The 23524-nt window shown below is 43.4% G+C and carries 19 protein-coding genes; 3 read left to right on the top strand and 16 right to left on the bottom strand.

Annotation, left to right across the window (positions count from 1 at the left end):
- The first annotated feature begins 206 nt into the window (after positions 1–206).
- Positions 207–737, top strand: coding sequence for a DUF2529 family protein (locus tag ABVF21_RS06945; RefSeq protein WP_303532436.1), 531 nt, complete (start codon positions 207–209; stop codon positions 735–737).
- 55 nt (positions 738–792) lie between these two features.
- Here ABVF21_RS06945 and ABVF21_RS06950 read toward each other — a convergent pair whose 3' ends face one another.
- From ABVF21_RS06950 to ABVF21_RS06995, 10 genes are all read right to left on the bottom strand, one after another.
- The gene (locus ABVF21_RS06950) at positions 793–2406 is read right to left on the bottom strand and encodes a CTP synthase (RefSeq protein WP_303532438.1); all 1614 of its coding nucleotides are present in this window, start codon (positions 2404–2406) and stop codon (positions 793–795) included.
- Positions 2407–2826: 420 nt separating this feature from the next.
- Entirely contained in the window at positions 2827–3318 is a 492-nt protein-coding gene (rpoE, locus tag ABVF21_RS06955; protein WP_194218359.1) for a DNA-directed RNA polymerase subunit delta, read from the bottom strand.
- Between the two features lie 295 nt (positions 3319–3613).
- On the bottom strand, positions 3614–6877 hold the full coding sequence (gene icmF, locus ABVF21_RS06960; protein ID WP_371017839.1) for a fused isobutyryl-CoA mutase/GTPase IcmF: 3264 nt from the start codon (positions 6875–6877) through the stop codon (positions 3614–3616).
- A 13-nt stretch (positions 6878–6890) separates the two neighbouring features.
- Entirely contained in the window at positions 6891–7505 is a 615-nt protein-coding gene (locus tag ABVF21_RS06965; protein ID WP_303532831.1) for a TetR/AcrR family transcriptional regulator, read from the bottom strand.
- 17 nt (positions 7506–7522) lie between these two features.
- Positions 7523–8482: a methylmalonyl Co-A mutase-associated GTPase MeaB gene (gene meaB, locus ABVF21_RS06970; protein ID WP_303532440.1), complete on the bottom strand. Its 960-nt coding sequence runs from the start codon at positions 8480–8482 to the stop codon at positions 7523–7525.
- 8 nt (positions 8483–8490) lie between these two features.
- On the bottom strand, positions 8491–9633 hold the full coding sequence (locus ABVF21_RS06975) for an acyl-CoA dehydrogenase (RefSeq protein WP_303532441.1): 1143 nt from the start codon (positions 9631–9633) through the stop codon (positions 8491–8493).
- A 280-nt stretch (positions 9634–9913) separates the two neighbouring features.
- Positions 9914–11056, bottom strand: coding sequence for an acyl-CoA dehydrogenase (locus ABVF21_RS06980; RefSeq protein ID WP_371017840.1), 1143 nt, complete (start codon positions 11054–11056; stop codon positions 9914–9916).
- Between the two features lie 20 nt (positions 11057–11076).
- Positions 11077–11931 carry a 3-hydroxybutyryl-CoA dehydrogenase gene (locus ABVF21_RS06985; RefSeq protein WP_303532444.1) on the bottom strand — a complete coding sequence of 285 codons (855 nt, stop codon included), beginning with the start codon at positions 11929–11931 and terminating at the stop codon, positions 11077–11079.
- A gap of 14 nt (positions 11932–11945) precedes the next feature.
- Positions 11946–13124, bottom strand: coding sequence for an acetyl-CoA C-acetyltransferase (locus ABVF21_RS06990; protein WP_303532447.1), 1179 nt, complete (start codon positions 13122–13124; stop codon positions 11946–11948).
- Positions 13125–13270: 146 nt separating this feature from the next.
- Entirely contained in the window at positions 13271–15379 is a 2109-nt protein-coding gene (locus ABVF21_RS06995) for a heterodisulfide reductase-related iron-sulfur binding cluster (protein WP_303532449.1), read from the bottom strand.
- A 241-nt stretch (positions 15380–15620) separates the two neighbouring features.
- On the opposite strand from ABVF21_RS06995, the gene cls reads away from it, so the two are divergent.
- Together cls and uvsE are read left to right on the top strand one after the other, a co-directional pair.
- Positions 15621–16808, top strand: coding sequence for a cardiolipin synthase (gene cls, locus ABVF21_RS07000; protein ID WP_303532451.1), 1188 nt, complete (start codon positions 15621–15623; stop codon positions 16806–16808).
- Between the two features lie 86 nt (positions 16809–16894).
- Positions 16895–17851, top strand: a complete 957-nt coding sequence (uvsE, locus tag ABVF21_RS07005) for a UV DNA damage repair endonuclease UvsE (protein ID WP_371017842.1) — start codon at positions 16895–16897, stop codon at positions 17849–17851.
- Between the two features lie 41 nt (positions 17852–17892).
- Here uvsE and ABVF21_RS07010 read toward each other — a convergent pair whose 3' ends face one another.
- The 6 genes from ABVF21_RS07010 to bacA form a co-directional block, all read right to left on the bottom strand.
- Complete coding sequence (locus ABVF21_RS07010; protein ID WP_194218349.1) at positions 17893–18063, bottom strand: XapX domain-containing protein; 171 nt, start codon at positions 18061–18063, stop codon at positions 17893–17895.
- A gap of 158 nt (positions 18064–18221) precedes the next feature.
- On the bottom strand, positions 18222–19883 hold the full coding sequence (argS, locus tag ABVF21_RS07015; protein WP_283153326.1) for an arginine--tRNA ligase: 1662 nt from the start codon (positions 19881–19883) through the stop codon (positions 18222–18224).
- Positions 19880–20308, bottom strand: coding sequence for a DUF1934 domain-containing protein (locus ABVF21_RS07020; protein WP_194218347.1), 429 nt, complete (start codon positions 20306–20308; stop codon positions 19880–19882). The genes argS and ABVF21_RS07020 overlap by 4 nt, the downstream gene beginning before the upstream one ends.
- A gap of 330 nt (positions 20309–20638) precedes the next feature.
- Positions 20639–21517 carry an agmatinase gene (gene speB / locus ABVF21_RS07025; RefSeq protein ID WP_303532832.1) on the bottom strand — a complete coding sequence of 293 codons (879 nt, stop codon included), beginning with the start codon at positions 21515–21517 and terminating at the stop codon, positions 20639–20641.
- Between the two features lie 2 nt (positions 21518–21519).
- Complete coding sequence (gene speE, locus ABVF21_RS07030; RefSeq protein WP_371017843.1) at positions 21520–22347, bottom strand: polyamine aminopropyltransferase; 828 nt, start codon at positions 22345–22347, stop codon at positions 21520–21522.
- A 205-nt stretch (positions 22348–22552) separates the two neighbouring features.
- A complete protein-coding gene (gene bacA / locus ABVF21_RS07035; protein WP_371017844.1) occupies positions 22553–23335 on the bottom strand; it encodes an undecaprenyl-diphosphate phosphatase in 783 nt (260 codons plus the stop codon).
- Positions 23336–23524 lie beyond the last annotated feature (189 nt).

Raw genomic sequence — 23524 nt, forward strand, 5'->3', positions numbered from 1 at the left:
AATTGTTGAATCCCTTCCTGATTATACCTCGAGGGCTGGAATTCGCAAGTATCATGTAGTTTCGTTATAATAGGAACCTGCAATGAGCAAAGAAATTGTGCATCTTCTTTTTCGGTATAATGAGGTTCATTCATATATTTATATCCAAAATACAGCCAAAAATCAGTTCTCAATTTTTCATAAAAACTTTGAAAGGCAGTGATAAGATGCTTAAAATTTTTACGACTCAGCTAATGGGGAAGTTTAAGATTATTCAGGATCAGCATGAGATGGTGATTGAAGATATATCCCGATTGTTCGCACAGACGATAACAGGAGGCGGAACGGTTTATTTTTATGGCGAGCATGAGCTCCAGGGTGCTGCTCTTGAAGCTGTGTACGGATCTGAGAAGCTTCCTTCAAGTGCGATTCTTCATGACCCTGCCGCATTAACTGAAAATGACTGCGTGATATTATTTTCACGGTTTAACGATGACAAACTAGCGGCTGAGCATGCTGAGAAATTCAAAGCAACAGGAGCTCAGGTTGTTGGCATATCAGCAACGAAAAAAGAAACGGATCCTCTTCTTGAGCAAAGCGTTCATTTTCATATTAACACCGGCCTTACTTCCGGTCTCGTTCCAAATGATGATGGGGAACGAATCGGCTACCCTTCTCTACTCACTTCTTTGTACATTTATCATGCCCTTTATTTAACTACAAGGGAAATATTAGAAGAGCATGGCTACGAATTTTAATGCTATCTTCTTCTAAAAAAGCCTCTTCTCCGAACGGAGAAGAGGCTTTTTGTAATTATTTGCTGTTAGCGATAGAAGCGCCAATAAATTCTTTGAATAACGGCTGTGGACGAGTTGGACGTGATGTGAATTCAGGGTGGAATTGTGATGCAACAAACCACGGGTGATCTTTCACTTCTACGACTTCTACAAGACGGCCATCAGGGCTAGTTCCAGAGAAGATGAAGCCTGCTTCTTCCATTTCAGTACGATACTGATTGCTGAACTCATAGCGATGACGGTGACGCTCATAAATTACTTCATCGTTATAAGCTGCATATGCTTTCGTACCTTCCGTTAGCTTACATGGATAAAGACCGAGACGGAGTGTACCACCAAGATCTTCAACATCCTTCTGTTCAGGGAGAAGATCAATGACTGGATATTTCGTTGTTGGCTTAATTTCAGCTGAATGAGCACCTTCCAGATTAAGAACGTTACGTGCAAATTCCACAGAAGCAAGCTGCATACCAAGACAGATTCCTAAGAAAGGTACTTTGCTTTCACGCGCGTACTGAATCGCAGTGATTTTCCCTTCAATTCCACGATCGCCGAATCCACCTGGAACGAGGATGCCATCTACGTCAGAAAGAAGTTCCTCAACGTTTTCCTGCGTAACTGTTTCAGAATTAATCCACTTAATGTCAATGTCAGCATCAAATGCATAGCCTGCGTGCTTGAGCGACTCTACAACGGAAATATAAGCATCTTGAAGAGCGACATACTTCCCAACAAGCGCAATTTTCGTTTTGCCTGAGAGGTTTTGAACCTTCTCAACAAGCTCATTCCATTCAGTCATATCCGGTTCTTGACAGTTCAATTTCAAATGTTGACAAGTGATCTCATCTAGCTTTTGTGCTTGTAGAGCAAGAGGAACTTTATAAAGCGTATCAGCATCTTGCGCTTCAATTACCGCATGCTCATCAATATCACAGAACAAAGCGATTTTGTCTTTCATTTCTTGTGGAACTGGCTGTTCCGCACGAACAACAATAACATTTGGCTGGATACCAAGGCTGCGAAGCTCTTTCACACTATGCTGTGTTGGCTTTGTTTTCATTTCACCAGCTGCTTTAAGATAAGGAAGAAGCGTACAGTGAATGTACATAACGTTTTCCTTGCCGATGTCACTCTTGATCTGACGAATCGCTTCTAGGAACGGAAGACTCTCAATGTCTCCAACCGTTCCACCGATTTCAGTAATAACTACATCAGCGCTTGTTTCGTTACCTGCGCGAAAAATGCGCTCTTTGATTTCATTCGTAATGTGAGGAATCACCTGTACTGTTCCTCCAAGATAGTCGCCACGACGCTCTTTACGAAGAACCGTAGAGTAGACTTTACCTGTTGTTACGTTTGAATTCTTAGAAAGGTTAATGTCAATAAAGCGCTCATAGTGTCCAAGGTCAAGATCCGTTTCAGCGCCATCATCTGTTACGAATACTTCACCGTGCTGATAAGGACTCATTGTCCCTGGGTCAACGTTAATGTACGGGTCGAACTTTTGGATCGTTACGCTCACGCCACGATTTTTCAAAAGTCGTCCTAGTGAAGCTGCTGTAATTCCTTTACCAAGCGAAGAAACAACACCGCCTGTTACAAAGATGTACTTCTTATGTTTTGCTGTCATCTTTCTGCCCCCTCATGGTTTATATTCTGCCCTTCAAAAAAGGAAGGGGATTCATCTGAAACGAGAGATTTTATCTTTTTTAATAAAATCAATGCAGATGGTTACATTTTTCTTAACTTAATCGGAAGGTCCACTCGTACTGGCTAAATTCCAGCTTCTCAATGCATTTCATCAATGAGCTTATTAGAAGAACTTGCCTTCAGGTTCTAACAGAAGCCATCGTTCTTCTTATACTTTAGCCCTTTAAAAAGCTTAAAATCCTTAAAGTATAAAAAACAAAAAAAACAAAAGTGGCACCTGTCCCATAAATGAGGGGGCACTTTTGTTTTCATATCGTATCTATAAATTAGTTTAGTATTTTGGTGAAGCCCAAAAATGATTCTACCGATTTCACTACCGAAAGTCAAGAAGCGACAGAAATTATTTCTTTTCTTCTTCGTCGTCTTCCACGTCGTCATCATCGTCATCATCAATGTCTTCATCGTCCAAATCTTCTGTATCATCATCGAAGTCATCATCGTCAAAGTCGTCAAGATCATCTACTTCTAGATCTTCAAGATCGTCTTCATCATCTTCATCGAAACCAAGCTCATCGTCAGTTGATTTCTTGCGTTTCTTTGGTTTAATTGTCGTTGCAAGCTCTTCTTGAGATTGCTCAACAGGATACCAGCCCTTAAGGCCCCACTGGTTATCTCCAAGCGTTACGAAACGACCGTCTGTGTTCAAGTTTGTATAAACTTCTGCAAGCATGTCCTGAAGCTGAGAAGAAGTTAGACCTTTCATCTTTCCAATTCGTTCCATTAACGTGTAGAAAGAAACAGGTTTTTTCTCGTCCTGCAGGATGAAATACATAATATCAATCATGGATGTTTCTTGGATGTCTTCAGCAGACAGCTGCTTTAAGCTACTCACGATATCGGCACTCCCTTTCAATTATCTCCTATGAATAATAGCTGCTAATTTGAGAAACTAGCTTATCACTATTTTAAACGATAGCATTTATTTCAAGCTACTTGTAAATACTAATACAAAACATACCATTCATTATAAACAAAATTACGCAATCTATGCTACGATTTTCAAACAAATCTATTGAAATAGAAGGATTTCACCTTCAAATAATGTACCTTCTCGTACGAAAAGGAGGAAGGTTACTCCTTCCTCCTACAATAATATGAACGCTTGCATTTGACAAGTTCTTAACGGTCTACATATTTCGACGGTATTTCCCACCAACTTCATAGAGTGCGGTTGTAATTTGTCCTAGACTTGCTACTTTCACCGTCTCCATTAATTCTTCGAAAATATTTCCTTTACTTAACGCTGCTTTCTTTAAGCGATTCAGCGCATCTTCTGTCGTATCTGAATGCGTTTCTTGGAACTGCTTTAAGTTTGTAATTTGCTGTTCCTTTTCTTCCTTGCTCGCTCTTGCAAGCTCCATGTTCCACTCTTCTTCTGCGGGTGGATTTGGATTCTTATACGTGTTCACTCCAACGATCGGAAGCTCACCGCTATGCTTTAGCATCTCATAATGCATGGACTCTTCTTGAATTTTACCGCGCTGGTACTGTGTCTCCATTGCACCCAATACACCGCCACGCGCATTAATTTTCTCAAATTCACTAAGAACAGCTTCCTCCACAAGGTCTGTTAACTCTTCAATGATGAATGAACCTTGTAGCGGGTTTTCGTTCTTCGTCAATCCATGCTCTTTCGTAATAATCATTTGAATTGCCATAGCACGACGAACTGACTCCTCTGTTGGTGTTGTGACAGCTTCATCGTAAGCATTCGTATGAAGCGAGTTGCAGTTGTCATGAATCGCCATTAAGCCCTGCAATGTTGTACGTATATCATTAAAGTCCATCTCTTGCGCGTGCAAAGAACGTCCTGACGTTTGCACATGATACTTTAACTTCTGACTACGAGCATTTGCACCGTACTTCTCTCTCATCACCGTCGCCCAAATTCTGCGCGCCACTCTTCCAATAACGGTATATTCTGGGTCAAGACCATTACTAAAGAAGAAGGAAAGATTCGGTGCAAACTTATCGATATCCATCCCGCGACTTAAATAATACTCGACATACGTAAAGCCATTCGCAAGCGTGAACGCCAGCTGAGAAATAGGATTCGCACCCGCTTCGGCAATATGGTAGCCGGAAATTGACACTGAATAATAGTTACGCACATTCTCATTGATGAAGTACTCCTGAATATCCCCCATCATCCGAAGCGCAAATTCTGTTGAGAAAATACATGTGTTTTGACCCTGATCTTCTTTTAAAATGTCCGCCTGAACGGTACCACGAACCGTGCTAAGCGTGTTTGCCTTAATATCGACAAGCTCCTGCTCGTTTGCTTTACGACCTTCTTTTTCTTCAAACACTTGAACTTGCTGCTCAATCGCCGTGTTCATAAACATTGCGAGTATGATCGGCGCAGGGCCATTAATCGTCATAGATACTGAAGTCGATGGTGCACATAAATCAAAGCCTGCATAAAGCTTTTTCATATCGTCGAGTGTACAAATACTTACGCCACTCTCGCCAACTTTTCCGTAAATATCAGGACGATAGTCAGGATCTTCTCCGTAAAGCGTCACAGAATCGAAAGCGGTGCTTAAGCGCTTCGCATCTTCGTTCTCAGAGAGGTAATGGAAACGGCGATTGGTTCGCTCAGGTGTCCCTTCGCCTGCAAATTGACGCTTTGGGTCCTCTCCTTTTCGTTTGAATGGAAAGACGCCAGCGGTATACGGGAATGAGCCCGGCACGTTCTCTTTCAATACCCAGCGCACAATTTCTCCCCAATCTTCATACTTCGGTAGAGATACCTTTGGAATATCCAATCCAGAAAGACTCTTCGTCGTTAGTTCTGTTACAATTTCTTTCTCGCGGATAACGGAAATGAATTCTTTCCCACTATATTTCTCTTTCACTTCAGGCCAGCTTTCGATAATCTTACGCGTTTCCCCATGCATATCATCCATGTTTTCATCTTTCATCTTAGAGAGCATCGCAATCGTGTCGTCATTGCCTTCCGCACTCTCTAGCATTTCAATCGTCCCTTGAAGCTGGAATGCTTTTCTTGCAAGCTGAACCTGCTTTTCGACATATTCATGGTAACGACGAACGGAACCAGAGATGTCCTGTAAATATTGCTGACGCTGCGGTGGAATAATAAGATTCAGCTTTTCCACAATGTCACTTGTTTCAATGTTTGTTGCCCAGTCATTTCGGCATTTACGATGAATCGTATCAACCAATGCTTTAAAAAGCGTATTCGTGCCCGGATCATTAAACTGACTTGCGATCGTGCCGTAGACAGGCATGTTATCTAGATTTTGCTCAAACAGCATGTGACTACGCTGATATTGCTTCTTCACGTCACGCAGAGCATCTTCAGAGCCTTTGCGCTCGTATTTATTAATCACAATCAAATCCGCAAAATCGATCATATCAATTTTCTCAAGCTGTGAAGGTGCACCAAATTCACTTGTCATCACATACATCGAAACATCAGAAATTTCAACGATCTCGGCATCCCCCTGACCGATTCCGCTTGTTTCAATAATGATCAAGTCATATCCAGCCGCTTTCACAACGGTTAACGCTTCACGTATTGAAAGTGAAAGTTCAGTTTTTGATTTTCGCGTTGCGAGACTTCTCATAAACACGCGGTCATTGTGAATAGCGTTCATACGGATTCTGTCACCGAGCAGTGCTCCGCCAGTCTTTTGTTTTGTCGGATCAATGGAAAGGATCGCTACCGTCTTATCATCAAATTCATTAATGAAACGGCGTACGAGCTCATCAGTTAAGGAGCTTTTCCCAGCTCCACCAGTACCAGTAATCCCAAGAACTGGAGAGTCGGTTGCCATATTCTTAAGCTTATCAAACACTTGCTCAGCAGCGGCCGCCGTCTCTTCTGTACGTTCTCCACCATAGCTTTCAGCAAGGGTAATGAGACTCGAAACAGCCTGCGGATCGCGCTCATGCAAGCGATCAATCTGGTTATCAATTTGTTTAAACGTCGGAAAATCACATTCCTTGATCATCATATCGATCATGCCTTGCAGACCAAGATCACTTCCATCATCAGGTGAAAAAATGTGAGAAATTCCGTAAGCATGCAGCTCTTTAATTTCCTTAGGAATAATAACGCCGCCCCCACCGCCATAAATCTTAACGTGTGAAGCGCCTTTTTCTTTTAAAAGGTCATACATATATTTAAAGTATTCCATATGACCGCCTTGATAAGACGAGATTGCAATTCCCTGCGCATCTTCCTGTATGGCAGCGTTCACGACTTCCTCAACAGAGCGGTTATGTCCGAGATGAATAACCTCTGCACCGCTCGCCTGTAGAATTCGGCGCATAATGTTAATAGATGCATCATGACCATCGAACAAACTTGAAGCGGTTACAAAACGAACATGATTCACTGGTTTATACGTTTCGACTACACTCACTGCAGTTCCTCCTCTATCGGTTCGTAGTTTCTACAGGTTTTAAAGCTTGAATTAAAAAAGCCTCCTGCATTCTTGTATACTCTTCAATGGAATAATGAGATCGAAGCGCCCAGCGCCTGAACACCCACATCTGTCCCTGCACGAGAATGTTATGAGCAGCTCCGTAAATTTCCTCATCTGAAAGCCGAAGTTTTCCTTCTGCTACACATTCTTCAATCAATCGCTCAAAAATTTCCGCCATGCCTAGCTCTTTTTTCAATACATAAGGGAGCGTTTCCCGCGGAAGGGACTTTGCTTCCTGGTACATGACAAGCACTTCATCCTGCATATCGTCCATCACATGATAAAACGCATGAAGGGCCTGCCTTAAACGCTCGATTCCAGTTATATTCGGCTTAAGCTGATCTTCTAGACGCTCTCTCACTTCATCATAAATGCTGTCACAAACGAGATATAACACATCTTCTTTTTTGCGAATGTATTCATACAGCGTACCAATGCTAAAGCCAGCAACGCGCGCAATTTCTCGCGTTGTCGTACGATGGAACCCTTTTTCCTTAAAAAGGGAGACTGCTGCTTTGATCATTTGCTCACGTCGTTTCTGAATGAGCTTTTCATCCTTTACCATCGAAGGAACGTTTTTCTTCACCTTCCCATCCCCTTCCTCTCAAGGCTGCTCATATAATCCTGAAGTAGCTTCACAGCGGCTGAGTAAGGGTCGGTGGCGCCACTTTTCACTTCCTCGATCCAGCCTTTATCCTCTGCTTCGCGCTCCATAAGCTGCTTCATCATTTCATCATGCACCACTTCGATCACTTCTCGTTCAAGTGAGGTTTTGCGTCTAGCATCACGCTCACCAGACTCCTTACTGTATTCAAAATGCTCCCGTATTCGCTTCCAAACATTCTCAAGACCTAGATTTTGAACAGAGATCGCCTTCACAATCGGTGGACGCCAAGGCGCATCATGCTTCACCAGATCGAGCATGCTTTCAAGCTCAGCCAGTAGCTTGGGGACACCCGGTAAATCTGCTTTATTGACGATAAAAAGATCCGCAATTTCCATGATGCCAGCTTTAAAGACTTGCACAACGTCCCCGCTACCTGGGTTCAACACTACGGCAATCGTATCCGCGATCTTCATAATATCTAGCTCTGATTGCCCAACCCCAACCGTTTCAATTAATATGACATCGAATCCAAACGCGTCCATTAAGCGAACCGTTTCCTTCGTCGTTCGAGAAAGCCCTCCAAGGCTCCCTCGCGTTCCCATGCTTCGGATAAAGACACCAGGATCAGTAAAATGCTCCGCCATCCTGACACGATCTCCTAGAAGGGCACCCCCGCTAAACGGACTCGTTGGATCAACGGCCACAACACCAACAGTGACATCCTGCTTTCTAAGGTGGGTAATCAACCTGTTAACGAGCGAACTTTTACCGGCACCAGGTGATCCGGTCATCCCAATATAGTGGGCACGCCCCGTCATCGGGTGGATATCCTTCAGTAATTCCAGTTTGTCTTCAGCATCATTTTCAACAAGACTGATCGCCTTTGCGAGCGCACGTTCATCCTGATTTGAAAGTCGTTCTGCGAGTGGATGCATAGCGCTTCTTAATCAGCCATCAGCATTCTTGAAATAACAAGACGCTGAATTTCATTTGTACCTTCATAGATTTGCGTAATTTTCGCATCACGCATATAGCGCTCAACTGGATAATCCTTCGTATAGCCATAGCCACCAAAGACTTGCACTGCTTCTGTTGTTACTTCCATCGAGATATCTCCAGCGTATAGCTTAGACATCGCCGATTCCTTGCCGTAAGGAAGACCCTGACTTTCTTTCCATGCAGCCTGATAAGTTAATAGTCTAGCTGCTTCAATTTTCGTTGCCATATCAGCGAGTTTAAAGCCTATACCTTGATTTGCGCCGATCGGCTTGCCAAACTGCTTACGCTCCTTCGCATAAGCTGTGGCTGCATCAAGCGCGCCTTGTGCAATGCCAACAGCTTGAGCCGCAATTCCGTTACGCCCACCATCAAGCGTCTTCATCGCGATTTTAAATCCTTGTCCTTCATCGCCAAGACGATTTTCAATAGGTACACGGCAGTCTTCAAAAATGATTTCGAGCGTAGGAGAAGAGCGAATGCCGAGCTTTTTCTCTTTCTTACCCATTGAGAAGCCAGGCGTTCCTTTTTCAACGATAAACGCCGTAATCCCTTTATGACCCTTTTCTTTATCGGTCTGAGCAAACACGATATAAATTTCCGCTTCGCCGCCATTTGTAATGAAAATTTTCGAGCCATTTAAGATGTAGTGATCGCCATCAAGCTTCGCCGTCGTTTTCATCCCACTCGCATCCGATCCTGACCCTGGCTCTGTAAGACCGTAAGCCCCCATTAGCTTACCTTCTGCCATTGGACGCAAGAATTTCTGCTTCTGCTCTTCTGTACCAAATGCATTCAACGGCCAGCCTGCAAGAGAAGTATGTGCAGAAAGTGTTACACCTGTAGATGCACAAACGCGTGATAGCTCTTCCACTGCAATCACATAGCTTAAGTAATCGGAGCCAATGCCACCATATTCTTCTGACCATGGGATGCCAGTTAAACCAAGCTCAGCCATTTGATCAAAAAGCTTACGATCAAAACGCTCTTCTTCGTCGCGCTCAGCCGCTGTTGGTTCTACTTCTTTCCTCGCAAAGTCGCGCACCATTTTCCGTAGCATTTCATGTTCTTCTGATAGTTGAAAATTCATCCTGTTTCTCTCCTTTTTGGTGGTTTGGACAATATATCTCGAATTTGGCTAATAAAAATGAAGTTTGGCCAATATAATGGTTTTTTGGACAATAAAACGGATATCCCTGGCTTTTCTGATCCAGCTGCTGTGACCAGACCCTCTGTCACTTCACCTTCCAACTCGATCACAAAAACCGTGTTCGGTTTGGAAGCCTCCAGTGCCTAACGGGTCTAAACGGTCACTTCCGCTTTTCTGATCCAGTTGCTGTGACCAGACCCTCTGTCACTTCCACTTTTCTCTATTTCATCAAGTTCCGACTAATGACGATTTTCTGGATTTCGCTCGTTCCTTCGTAGATTTCGCATACTTTCGCGTCTCGGAATAGGCGTTCTACTGGGTAATCTTTCGTGTAACCGTAACCGCCATAGACTTGAACCGCTTCAATCGAGGCTTTCACGGCTGCTTTCGATGCAAAGAGCTTCGCCATCGAGACTTCCTGCATGCAAGGGATCCCGTGGTTTTTCAGGTCAGCCGCACGATAGGTTAGGAGTTTCGCTGCCTCTACTTCTGTTGCCATATCGGCAAGCTTGAAACCGAGACCTTGATTTTGCCCGATCGGCTTACCAAACTGGTGACGCTCTTTCGCGTAAGCCGTCGCGTAGTTTAGCGCCGCTTCAGCAATTCCTAGTGACTGTGCCGCGATCCCGATGCGGCCGCTCTCAAGGTTTGCCATCGCAATTTTGAATCCCTGACCTTCTTCGCCGAGACGATTCTCAACTGGCACACGGCAATCTTCGAAAATGATTTCAACCGTATTCGAGCCGTTTAGCCCCATTTTCTTTTCTTTCTTCCCAACGCTAAATCCAGGCATGTCATGTTCGATAATAAAAGCAGTTACGCCTTTGCTTCCTTTTTCCTCAGGATTTGTTCTTGCGAAGGCAACATACGTATCCGCCTCGCCGCCGTTTGTAATGAAAATCTTTGAGCCGTTCAAAATGTAGTGATCTCCATCTCGGACAGCGCGCGTTTTCATGCTGCTTGCGTCTGATCCTGAACTCGGTTCCGTCAGCGCAAACGCACCAAGGTATTCTCCGGTTGCTAGCTTCGGAATGTAGCGCTTTTTCTGTTCTTCTGTACCAAACGCTAGTATCGGCAGTGTCCCAACGGATGTATGAACCGATAGAATCACGCCGACCGTGGCGCTCACTTTTGAGAGCTCATGGATTGCAATGATGTATGACGTATAATCCATTTCCGCTCCGCCATAAGCTTCTGGAATCGGAATCCCCATTAAACCAAGCTCGCCCATTCGTTTAATCACTTCGCGTGGAAAACGATCCGTCTCTTCCATTTCTTCAACGATTGGCGCGATTTCTTTTTCCGCAAAATCACGCACCATTTTCTGCATCATCTTCTGCTCTTCCGTAAATACAAGCTCCATGCTCGTTCCTCCTCGTGGTGTTAATCCTGGTATTGGTAGAAGCCTCTTCCTGTCTTACGTCCGAGCCAGCCAGCTTTTACATATTTACGTAATAGCGGACATGGGCGGTATTTATCATCGCCGAATCCTTCTTGAAGTGTTTCCATAATATAAAGACACGTATCAAGACCGATAAAATCTGCGAGAGTTAATGGTCCCATTGGATGATTCATGCCGAGCTTCATCACGCTATCGATATCCTCAGGGGATGCCACACCTTCATATACAGTGTAGATCGCTTCGTTGATCATTGGCATCAAAATTCGGTTGGAAACAAATCCTGGGAAGTCGTTTACTTCAACCGCTGTCTTACCGAGATCCACAGCTAGCTTTTCAACGGCCTGGTAGCTTTCGTCTGTTGTTGCTAGACCGCGAATAATTTCAACAAGCTTCATGACAGGCACCGGGTTCATAAAGTGCATACCAATCACTTTCTCAGGGCGCTTTGTTGATGCTGCAATTTCCGTAATTGGAAGAGAGGATGTATTCGTTGCAAGAAGCGTATGATCTTGCACAATTTCATCCAGCCGTGCGAAAAGGTTACACTTCACTTCCATGTTCTCAACAGCTGCTTCAATGACGATATCTACATGCTTTGCATCCTGCAGATCTGTCGTCGCTCTCAAACGTTCCATCGTTCCGCTTAGATCTTCCTGCATAATCCGCTCTTTGGAAACTTGTTTCGAGAGGTTTTTCTCAATTCTTTCAAGTCCTTTATCAAGAAACTCCTGCTTCAAATCATTTAAATACACGGTATAACCAGAAGCTGCACACACCTGTGCAATTCCAGCTCCCATTTGTCCTGCACCAATCACCATAATTGTTTTGATTTCCATCATCATGCTCCCTTCTATACCTGAACCATAATAGCGTCGCCTTGACCACCACCGCTGCAGATCGCTGCTATTCCGATGCCACCGCCGCGTCGCTTCAATTCATGAATAAGTGTTATTAAAATGCGTGCACCGCTTGCTCCAATTGGATGCCCAAGCGCCACTGCACCACCGTGCACATTGACCTTTTCTTCATCGAGTGAGGCAATTTTTCCGCTCGTTAGCGCTACAGCTGCGAACGCTTCATTGATTTCAAATAGATCAATTTCTTCAATTGATTTTCCTGTTTTCTTCAATAGCTCATTGATCACGAGACCCGGCGTCTTAGGAAAATCCTTTGCTTCAACAGCAATTGCTGTATGAGAAAGAATTGTAGCTATGACTTCTTTGCCTTCTTTTGAAGCACGTTCTTCAGACATAAGGACAAGCGCCCCAGCTCCATCATTTACACCTGGTGCATTCCCAGCTGTAATCGTTCCGTCGGCACCGAAGACTGGCTTTAACTTTCCTAACTGCTCCTCTGTTGTGCCTTTTCTAGGTGCTTCATCATGTTCAACGACGAGAGGATCTCCTTTTCGCTGTGGCACGTTAACAGGGATAATTTCTTCTGCAAAAATCCCCGCTTCCATCGCTTTCACAGCACGCTCCTGACTTCTTGTCGCCCAGCGATCCTGCTCTTCTCTAGATATCTCATACTCTTCCGCTGTCGTGTTTCCATAAACGCCCATGTGACAACCATCAAACGAGCAAGTTAAGCCATCATGCACCATGAGATCAACCACTTGTTTGTCGCCCATTCGCATGCCCCAACGCGCATCCTTCATGATATATGGAGCATTGCTCATCGATTCCATTCCGCCGGCAACAATGACTTCTTCATCACCAGAGCGAATGATTTGATCAGCTAGCGTCACACTACGAAGACCTGAAGCGCATACTTTGTTAATCGTTTCCGTCTTTACTTCCCAAGGAATACCAGCGTGTCTTGCTGCCTGACGAGATGGAATTTGACCTTGACCACCTTGAAGGACAGACCCCATAATCACTTCTCCTACATCCGCAGGATCAATTCCAGCGCGAACCAAAGCTTCTTTAATCGCTGTTCCACCAAGCTTAGATGCTTCGATTGATTTAAGAGCCCCACCAAATTTTCCAAACGGCGTTCTCACACCGCTAACAATGACCGTTTTGCCCACAAAAATCTCTCCTCTCATTTTTGAAAACGCTACCATATTTTCTTAAAATGCGACTGAACGCTCGCTCACCTTGCCGACAAAGTAACAAAGGAAAGAGCTCATGCCGGTCGTAAAAACCAGCATAAGCTAACCCTTTGCCAAACAGTCTATTGGAGAACAGCTTCTTTTTGGACAATGGAGCGTTCTAAAATCTCTACAATATCAAGTGTTGCTACTTCTTCTTCTACTTCCTTCGCTTTCGTACCATCACTCATCATTGTTAAGCAGTAAGGACACGCACTTCCGATAACGGATGGCTTCACGCTAAGTGCCTGTTCCGTTCTCGTTACGTTAATGCGAGACCCTGTATCTTCTTCCGTCCACATCAAACCGCCCCCTGCGCCACAGCACATACCATTTTCGCGGTTGCGGTCCATCTCGATCACTTCAACGCCAGGAATACTGCGAAGAATTTCACGTGGCGGATCGTATACTTCGTTGTAACGTCCGAGGTAACAGGAATCATGATACGTGATTCTCTCGTTTACTTCGTGTTTCGGCTTCAGTTTTCCTTCTTTGATCCAGTCATACAATAATTCGGTATGGTGATAAACCTCTGCTTCAAGTCCAAACTCAGGATACTCATTTTTAAGTGAGTTATAAGCATGAGGGTCGATTGTAACGATTTTTGAAATATTATGCTTTTGGAACGTTTCAATATTTTTCTGTGCAAGATCCTGGAACAAGAACTCGTTTCCTACACGTCGTGGTGTATCGCCAGAGTTCTTTTCTTTGTTACCAAGAATAGCGAACGAAATGCCAGCTTCATTCATGATCTTCGCAAAGGAAGCGGCAATCTTCTGGCTACGATTATCGTAAGAGCCCATCGAGCCAACCCAGAAGAGATATTCGAATTCTTCGCCTGCTTTTTCTTTTTCTTTTACTGTTGGAACAACGATATCATCACGCATATCGCGCCAGTTCTCACGCTCTTTACGGCTAATCCCCCACGGGTTGCCCTGACGTTCGATGTTCGTAATCGCACGCTGTACATCGCTATCCATCTTCCCTTCCATTAAGACAAGGTGACGACGCATATCGATGATTTTATCAACGTGCTCGTTCTCAACTGGACATTGATCTTCACAGTTACGGCACGTTGTACAAGCCCAAATTTCTTCTTCTGTAATCACGTTACCAATTAATCCATCGCTCACAAGCCCTTCAGCTGCTGCAGCTGTTTCCTGCTGAGCACGTGATTGATAAGCAATTTGATTTCCTGCTGTGTTAGAAAATGCATATGCAGGAACCCACGGTGTTCTTGATGTAACGGCTGCGCCTTTTTCTGTCAGGTGATCACGAAGCTTAACGATCAAATCCATCGGAGAAAGGATTTTTCCTGTTGCCGTTGCCGGACACATATTCGTACAGCGTCCACATTCCACACAGGCATACAAATCAACAAGCTGCTTTTGATTGAAATCTTCAATCGTATTCACGCCGTAAGTTTCTTGACTTTCATCTTCAAAGTTAATAGATGCAAGCTGTCCTACTTTGTTTGTACGACCCAAGAAAACGTTGACTGGTCCTGCAATTAAGTGAGCGTGCTTGGATTGCGGTACATACACCATGAACGTAAGAAGCACGAGCAGGTGAATCCACCAGAAAAAGAAGAATAGCGCAATTGCTGCTGTTTCATTAATCCATGAGAATAAGAAAGCAATTCCCGAAGCAACTGGCGCACTCCATGAATAACCAGCATCATGCCAGATAATTTCCATACCGCCTGCAAAAAGAACGGATATCATTAAAAGTCCTATGAACAATAGTACAAGTCCCGCTTTAAAACCTTTCTTTAAACGAGCGATCGCCTCAATATAGCGACGGTAGAATGCCCACACAACCGCTGTTAAAATCATTAGCGTCACGAGCTCCTGGAAAAACGTAAACGCTGGGTAAAGCGGTCCAAGAGGAAGATGCGACCCCGGTGATAGACCTTTCACAATCATATCGATTGCACCGAATTGAACGAGAAGGAAACCGTAGAACATCATCACATGGATGGTTCCACTCTTCTTATCTTTAAGTAATTTCTTTTGCCCAAACACTTTGACTACAATTGCTTCTAGTCGTTCTTTCATGGAATGATCAAATTCGGCTTTCTTTCCAAGCTTAATGTATTCATATCGAGTCTTTACAACGTACCCAAACAAAAACAACGCGTAAGCGGTTACAAGAATGAAAGCAATCCAGTTAGCGATCAATAAAACATCCATGCTGGCAAACCTCTCCTTTCGTGTCATTCCTTCTTAGCCGCTTCGTGATGCTTGAACAAAGATGCTCCCCGACAGTTCAAACAATTTATGAAAACGCTTTTAAGTCAGAATGAAAGTAATTTTCTGACTTCAGTATAACACATAAATAACTGAATGAGCATTCAGTCAGAGAATTTTTTTTACTTTTTTTAAGTTTAGGACAAACTAAGTCAACAGTAACTATTGAAAGGAGGGGAAAATCGTGGAGATCTTTTTAACAGTCCTACTCGCACTCATATTATGGTTAATAACCGACCTTCATACAGGCAATAAGAAAAGAAAATTCGCCCCTTCCTCTTCACATCAAAAAATGACGGGAAACCTGACTTTCATCAATGATGGAGATGATTTTTTTAGAGCACTAATAAATGATATTGATGCTGCAGTCTATCAAATTCATATGATGTTTTATATTTTTCGAGATGACCCCACGGGACATATGGTTATCGAGCATCTTTGTCAAAAAGCAACCTCTGGCGTCTCTGTCTATTTACTCGTGGACTATGGAGGTAGTCACAGCTTAAAGAAAGCCACCATAAGAAAAATGACCTCCTGTGGCATCATTTTTTCCTATTCCAGAAAAATTTCTTTCCCACGATTTTTCACTTCCATAAATGAGCGTAATCATCGAAAAATCACTGTTATTGATGGAGAGATTGGCTACGTTGGTGGCTTTAACGTTGGAAACGAATATGTAGGGAAGGATCCTAAGTTTGGATATTGGCGAGATTATCACCTTCGCGTGACTGGCGAAGCCGTGCAAGGACTTCAAGATCAATTTTTCCTTGATTGGGAAGAGAGTCATTCCCCTCTTAATAAGGATAACGTTTATATACCGCCGCTCGAAACAGGTCAGCATAAAGTCTCGTTTCATATTACGAATGGTAATAGCGTAGAGGAAGCTTTTGCCTCGTATATTGATAAAGCTACAACATCTATTATCATTGGCTCCCCCTATTACATTCCAGGACAAACTGTTCAAACGAGCCTGCTACGCGCCCTGAAATGCGGTATTAAAGTCCAGGTTATTTTGCCAATGCGTGCCGACCATCCTCTTGTAAAAGAAGCTTCATATGAATACCTCGTTGAACTGATTCGTGCCGGTGGAGAAGTTTATCAATATATGAATGGCTTCTACCACGCCAAAGTTATGATCATTGATGAGACATTGTGTGACATTGGTACAGCGAATTTTGATCAACGAAGTTTCCACATTAATGGCGAAATCAACTGCATTATCAGCACTCCTTCTCTCATTGTTGAAATCAAAGAAGCGATCCAAAAAGACATTCTACAATGTGAACGTCTCGACTTGAAGAGACTTCAAGATCGAACGATCGGAAACCGAGTGCTTGCCCCACTAGCAAGACTCTTCAGTCCGTTTCTTTAAAAAGTTCGATGTGCTTTCCTTTGTTTCAATTCGCTTGCACAGGGAAAGAAATGACCAGCCCTTTTTTTGAAAGGAGACCACTTATTATGAAGCTCAGATTTGGATATGTATCAAACGCACTTGCATTGCACGAAGCTTCACCGGCGCGTACAATGACTTTTTCCACCTGGTCAAAGCTTTCTGAAGAAGAACGTTCAGAGAAGCTTCATACAATTACAGAAACGAATTTAAAGAGCACGTTACGTGCGCTGCACTACAATGTTGCACATGAAATTGATTTGTATCGTATGTCTTCTTCCATTGTTCCGCTTGCGACGCATCCTGAAGCAAAGTGGGATTACATTACGCCTTTCCGTGACATGTTTGAAGAGATCGGTGAGCTTGTTCAAAAGCACCGCCTTCGTGTGAGCTTTCACCCGAACCAATTCACTCTTTTTACAAGTCCAAAACAACACGTAACGGACAATGCGATAGGTGACTTGGACTATCATGTTGCTATGCTAGATGCGATGGGACTAGACTCTCGCTCCATCGTTAATATACATATTGGTGGAGCTTACGGAGATAAAGAGGAAACCCTTAAGCGTTTTTACGAGAATTTTGATTCCATTCCTTCTCATCTTCGCTCGCATGTGACGCTTGAAAATGATGATAAAACATACAATGCGAAAGAAACGCTCGAGGCATGTGAGCAAACAGGCGTCCCGTTTATTTTCGATTACCATCATCATCTAGCGAATCCAGGCGACGGACTACCTGAGCGCTTTTTTGAACGCGTTCATGAAACATGGAAGCCAAAAGGACTTCTACCGAAATACCACCTTTCCTCTCCCAAATCTGCTAGCGCCTACCGGAGTCATGCAGATTATGTGGACAGTGAGTTCGCCATTCCGTTTATAGACATGTTGAAGGAATACGGAGAAGATGCTGACATCATGATTGAAGCAAAGAAAAAAGACCTCGCAGCTCTGCAGCTTGTCGACGATCTTTCAGCGATATGTGGCGTCAAAAGACTTAGTGGAGGTTCTGTATTATGGAAATAAGAAATCATTTCGCAATCGATGCAGCTACCAAAAAGCTCAATCTATAGTGACCAGAACCCTGATAACCATTCATACGCCTTAAATCCAAGGTATATCCCAACAATCCCAGCAATGCCAGCGAATGCAGGTGGAGCTGGGATGGGTAGCTTCAAAAACGCAAAAATTAACCCGACCAAAAATCCTGTTAATGTTGCAATCAAAACTGTCTTCATCACATCACCCCTTTTTTAAAGTATGACCGAATGACCGATTCATTATAAAAAATGTGAGCGTGTAAGAGTTTTTAACCTACGAAACCAGTTTAAAATTAATCAACGTATCATTCGCATAAATAGAAAAATCCTATCGCTCATGCGATAGGATTTTTTTATTACATTTTCTCTGGTGCAGTTACGCCAATGATTTCAAGCGTGTTTTGAATCGTTTGACGAACGGCTTTCATAAGTTTGAAACGAGCCGCACTTTTCGCAAGATCTTCTGGATCAAGAACTCGTTCAGCATTGTAGAAGCTGTGTAGTGCTTGAGCAAGTTCAAATGAATAGTTTGTAATGCGATGCGTCATACGCTTATCCGCTGCTTCCGCAATCGCTTCAGGCAATTCACCGAGCTTCTTAAGAAGGTCCATTTCTTTCTCAGATGTAATGAGAGATAGATCCGCATCTTCTGTTAGCCCCATCTCTTCTCCTTGACGAAGAATACTGCATACGCGAGCGTGCGCATATTGCACGTAATAGACAGGGTTTTCATTCGAGCGTGATACGGCAAGGTCCATATCAAAATCAAGGTGAGAATCTGAGCTGCGCATTGAGAAGAAATAGCGCATTGCATCGATACCGACTTCATCCATCAATTCACGAAGCGTAACAGCTTTACCTGTTCGCTTACTCATCTTCATTTTTTCGCCATCTTTAAAGAGGTTCACCATCTGAATAATTTCCACTTCTAGCTGCTCACGCTTATAACCAAGTGCTTCGATTGCCGCTTTCATTCTTGGAATGTAGCCGTGGTGGTCAGCTCCCCAGATGTTGATCAGCTTATCGAATCCACGAGAAAGTTTATCTTGGTGGTAAGCAATATCCGGAGTTAGATACGTATAAGAACCATCGCCTTTAATCAAGACGCGATCTTTGTCATCGCCGTAAGTAGTCGAACGGAACCACGTAGCACCGTCCTGCTCAAATGTTTCACCGCGCTCATTTAGCTTCGCAAGAACATCATCGATTTTGCTTGATTGATAAAGAGAAGTCTCAGAGAACCAGACATCGAATTCAACACCAAATTCTTTCAAATCCTTCTTTAGCTTCTCAAGCTCGCGCTCAAGACCGTACTCGCGGAAGTAAGCATAGCGCTCTTTCTCATCGAGCTGAAGTAGACGGTCGCCTTCCTTCTCGACAAGATCTTTCCCGAACTGAACGATATCCTGACCTTGATAGCCATCTTCAGGCATGTCCTTTTCTTTTCCAAGTGCTTGCATGTAGCGAGCTTCAAGAGAAACCGTTAAATTATGAATCTGGTTCCCAGCATCATTAATGTAATATTCACGCGAAACATCATAACCGGCACGATCAAGCACATTACAAAGCGTATCACCTACCGCCGCTCCTCGTGCATGACCAAGGTGCAGACTTCCGGTTGGGTTCGCTGAAACGAACTCTACTTGGATTTTTTCATTCTTGTCTGCAGATCGGCCATAGTTGTTTCCTTTATCCAGAATCGTTGGAATGAGCTCTGTTAAATAAGCAGTATCCATAAAAAAGTTAATAAACCCAGGACCAGCGATATCAATTTGCTTAATCCCTGCTTTTGTCATATCAAGATTTGCTTTAAGATCCTCAGCAATAGCTCTCGGCGCTTTTTTCGCAATACGAGCAAGCTGCATCGCCATGTTCGTCGCATAGTCACCGTGAGCCTTGTCTTTAGGTGATTCTAAAATCACTTCCGGCATTTCACTCTCTGATGCAAGGCTAGCCTTTAATACGGCCTGCTTGATTTCTTCTTTTAGCTGTTCTTTCTTTTGTTCCACACTGTTCATTGACTTGCTCCTTTCCAGCTTAGCGACAGTTCGTGTCGCTGCGTTTCATCTTCCTCGAGATTAAGCAAATAGCGAAGCGTTAGACGTCCTTTATGCTTCTCCTTGTCCACCAATTGCTCAATTCGTTCTGTCCGGATTTGCATCGGCATCGATCCGAACGGCGTTTTATATAGAGATTCTGACACTTGTCCTGGCGCAAATTGCTGACGCATCGATAGCGCCCCTCTTCGAATGACGGTCACTTGCTCTTTATCTATTTTAACAGTAGTTGAAACCTTGCCAATCTCAAGGCTTTCTTCATAGCGTAAATAAAGCGCCTCTCCCTTTTCAACGAGGTTACCCTGCACGGAATAGTTTGTAGATTCTTTTTCTTTTCCCGATTGGATACGGGAATCAATGGTTATTTCAATCGGATGATCACTCATCACTTCACGTCCTTACTAAATCATTAACTTTCTTATTATAAGAAAAGCGGAAGCGCCTTGTCCACCCCCGACCAGCTTAAGGCGACTCTCAATGTGACGTTCTTTGTCACAATGAGGTGCGACTTAAGACCTCGAGGGGGTAGGCGCTGAGCTAGATCATCAGAAGCGGAAGCGCCTTGTCCACCCCAACTCATTTTCTGTGTTGATTTTTAGCTCATATTTGCAGTGGGAAACTAAGGTTTCACTGGAATAAGCTAAAAGTCGCGCACCGAACATACAGAGCATCAAAACAAAAAAGACTGTATTCAAAATGAATACAGCCTCTCTGGATTATTTTTTGTGAGTCCAGCCGAGAAGCATTTCACGGATAAATTTACTAGCCGCAATCGGCGTTTGTTCGGATGGGTCATAAGCTGGTGCAACTTCAACAAGATCCGCACCAACGACGTTTATTTCAGAACCAGCAATGGCTGAGATCGCTTCGAGCAACTCTTTGGATGTGATCCCACCTGCTTCAGCAGTGCCTGTCCCAGGCGCATGAGCAGGGTCAAGAACATCGATATCAATCGTTACATACACATTGCGTCCTTTAAGCGTTGGTAGGACTTTTTTAAGTGGTTCTGCTACTTCAAATTTGTGCATGTGCATACCGGATTCTTTTGCGAATTGAAACTCTTCACGCATACCAGAACGAATGCCGAATGAGTATACGTTCTCAGCACCAATCAATCCACAAATTTTTCGAACAGGTGTGGAGTGAGAAAGAGGCTCTCCTTCATACTCTTCACGTAAATCCGCGTGTGCATCGATATGAATCAACGCAAGATCATCGTATTTTTTGTGAAAAGCTTTTAGAATAGGCCACGTTACAAGGTGCTCCCCACCCATACCAAGTGGGAATTTTCCCGCTTCAAGCAAAGAATCAAGATATTCCTCAATCATATCAATGCTTCGCTGAGGATTACCGAATGGAAGTGGAATATCCCCTGCATCGAAATAACGAATTTCTTCAAGATGACGATCTGCATAAGGACTATATTCTTCAAGTCCTAATGAAGCCTCACGAATACGACCTGGTCCAAAGCGAGATCCGGGACGAAAGCTAACTGTCCAGTCCATTGGCATACCATAGATAACCACATTACTTTCGTCGAAGGATGGGTTACTTAGAATAAACACGTTACCTGAATAAGCTTCATCGAATTTCATGCTCATTTTACAAGGTCCTGTACGAATTTCGGAAGTGCGAAACAAGCATTGTGAAGCTCTTTCGTATAGTACTTAGTCTCAATCTCGTGGAAGCGACTTTCAGGTACTTCAAGCGGATCATTCTTTTTAGATCCAATCGTAAATGTCCACAGGCCACTCGGATAAGTTGGAATGTTCGCTGTGTATACGCGCGTAATCGGGAAGATTTCTCTTACATCTTTTGATACTTGCGTAATTAAGTCCGCTTTAAACCAAGGGTTGTCCGTCTGTGCAACGAAAATACCATCTTCTTTTAGTGCTTTTGAAATACCTTCATAGAAACCACGTTCAAAAAGCTTTGCAGCTGGTCCTACCGGCTCAGTAGAATCAACCATGATCACGTCATAATCGCCTTCGCTTTTCGCGATATGCATAAAGCCATCATCAACAAGAACCTCAACGCGCTCGTCATCTAGCGCTCCTGCGATAGTAGGCAAGTACTTTTTCGAATACTCGATCACTTTGCCATCAATTTCAACAAGCGTTGCTTTTTCAACAGATGGATGCTTCAATACTTCACGAATAACGCCTCCATCACCGCCACCAACAACAAGAACGTGTTTCGGGTTAGGATGTGTGAAAAGGGGCACGTGTGCGACCATCTCATGGTAAACAAACTCATCCTTCTCCGTTGTCATAACCATACCGTCGAGTACGAGCATGTTACCGAATTCTTCTGTTTCAATCATATCAAGACGCTGAAAGTCCGTTTGTTCCGTATGCAGCGTCTGCTTAATTTTCGCCGTAATGCCGAAGCGTTCTGTTTGTTTCTCTGTGTACCATAATTCCATGTAAACCACTCCTCTATGTCATTGCTACACTAAGTCCGTTCCCGAACCACATAGGTCCAAACACCATTAGTATGTAGCAAAAAAATGTATCTAAGCATTCTTAAAGTACAAGAAAAGTATAGTCGACTCTGTGTAAAAAGCAAGAGAATTTTATACTTTCAACTGTCGGTTCAAAAAGTTATTTAAGTGAACAACTCTATTAACACTAAAATAAAATCATCCAAACAAAAAAAGCGAGCACAAATCGGTAAATCGCAAAAGGGATGAGACGGACGCGTTCAATGAATTTAATAAATGTTACAATAGCCAAAAGCGCCACTAAAAACGCTGCTAAAAAGCCTGTTAGGAATACAGGAATGTCGGATACAGATAAATACTGATAACTTTGCAATAAATCATACCCACTCGCAGCTACCATCATTGGTACAGCTAGAATAAATGAAAATTCAGCAGCTGTTTTATGCGTTGTTCCGAGCAAGACGCCGCCTGAAATCGTTGCACCTGACCTTGAAAATCCAGGCCAGAGAGCAAGACATTGAAATACTCCAATAGAAAAAGCCTGCTTCCATGTTAATTCATCGAGGCTCGAGCTAATTGTTGTCACCTTCTTTAAGTCAGCTACGATCATTAACACACCACCAATCACAAGTCCGATCACAACCGTGTAAGGGGAGAAAAGATAACTTTTAATAAAGCCATGAAGAAGAAATCCTGCTACGACAGCTGGAATCATTCCAAGCATAAGATGAATCAGGGTTAATCCTTTTCTCTCGCTATTTGGTGATAATAAATCCGCAAATCGATGCCGATACATCACGACCACAGCTAAAATAGAGCCAAGTTGAATCACAATCTCAAATGTTTTTGCGCGTTCACCAGTAAAACCAAGCCAATATCCCGTTAAAATCAAATGACCTGTAGATGAAACGGGCAGAAATTCCGTTATCCCTTCTACAATTCCAAGGATAATCGCCATCATCATCTCCATACTCTTCTCTCCCTGCTCTCAGTAACATTCATTATAGTTCATCCTATTCAAAAGCTGGACAAATATTTTCCCTTGTTCATCTGAAGAAATGCATTCGCCCAATCTAGCCTATCCACGTTAGATAAAAAGGACAATTACCGAAGAGAAACGTGTTTAAGAGTTTCTAGATTGTCACATACTAGATTTAAG

This window comes from Pseudalkalibacillus sp. JSM 102089, from assembly GCF_041366475.1.
Classification (GTDB): domain Bacteria; phylum Bacillota; class Bacilli; order Bacillales; family Guptibacillaceae; genus Guptibacillus; species Guptibacillus hwajinpoensis_B.

Bases quoted from the DNA above. Each gene is read 5' to 3' on its own strand.
- ABVF21_RS06945 (WP_303532436.1), top strand. From the start codon at position 207: ATGCTTAAAATTTTTACGACTCAGCTAATGGGGAAGTTTAAGATTATT.
- ABVF21_RS06950 (WP_303532438.1), bottom strand. From the start codon at position 2,406: ATGACAGCAAAACATAAGAAGTACATCTTTGTAACAGGCGGTGTTGTT.
- ABVF21_RS06965 (WP_303532831.1), bottom strand. From the start codon at position 7,505: ATGGTAAAGGATGAAAAGCTCATTCAGAAACGACGTGAGCAAATGATC.
- meaB (WP_303532440.1), bottom strand. From the start codon at position 8,482: ATGCATCCACTCGCAGAACGACTTTCAAATCAGGATGAACGTGCGCTC.
- ABVF21_RS06975 (WP_303532441.1), bottom strand. From the start codon at position 9,633: ATGAATTTTCAACTATCAGAAGAACATGAAATGCTACGGAAAATGGTG.
- ABVF21_RS06980 (WP_371017840.1), bottom strand. From the start codon at position 11,056: ATGGAGCTTGTATTTACGGAAGAGCAGAAGATGATGCAGAAAATGGTG.
- ABVF21_RS06985 (WP_303532444.1), bottom strand. From the start codon at position 11,931: ATGGAAATCAAAACAATTATGGTGATTGGTGCAGGACAAATGGGAGCT.
- ABVF21_RS06995 (WP_303532449.1), bottom strand. From the start codon at position 15,379: ATGGATGTTTTATTGATCGCTAACTGGATTGCTTTCATTCTTGTAACC.
- uvsE (WP_371017842.1), top strand. From the start codon at position 16,895: ATGAAGCTCAGATTTGGATATGTATCAAACGCACTTGCATTGCACGAA.
- ABVF21_RS07010 (WP_194218349.1), bottom strand. From the start codon at position 18,063: ATGAAGACAGTTTTGATTGCAACATTAACAGGATTTTTGGTCGGGTTA.
- argS (WP_283153326.1), bottom strand. From the start codon at position 19,883: ATGAACAGTGTGGAACAAAAGAAAGAACAGCTAAAAGAAGAAATCAAG.
- ABVF21_RS07020 (WP_194218347.1), bottom strand. From the start codon at position 20,308: ATGAGTGATCATCCGATTGAAATAACCATTGATTCCCGTATCCAATCG.
- speB (WP_303532832.1), bottom strand. From the start codon at position 21,517: ATGAAATTCGATGAAGCTTATTCAGGTAACGTGTTTATTCTAAGTAAC.
- speE (WP_371017843.1), bottom strand. From the start codon at position 22,347: ATGGAATTATGGTACACAGAGAAACAAACAGAACGCTTCGGCATTACG.
- bacA (WP_371017844.1), bottom strand. From the start codon at position 23,335: ATGGAGATGATGATGGCGATTATCCTTGGAATTGTAGAAGGGATAACG.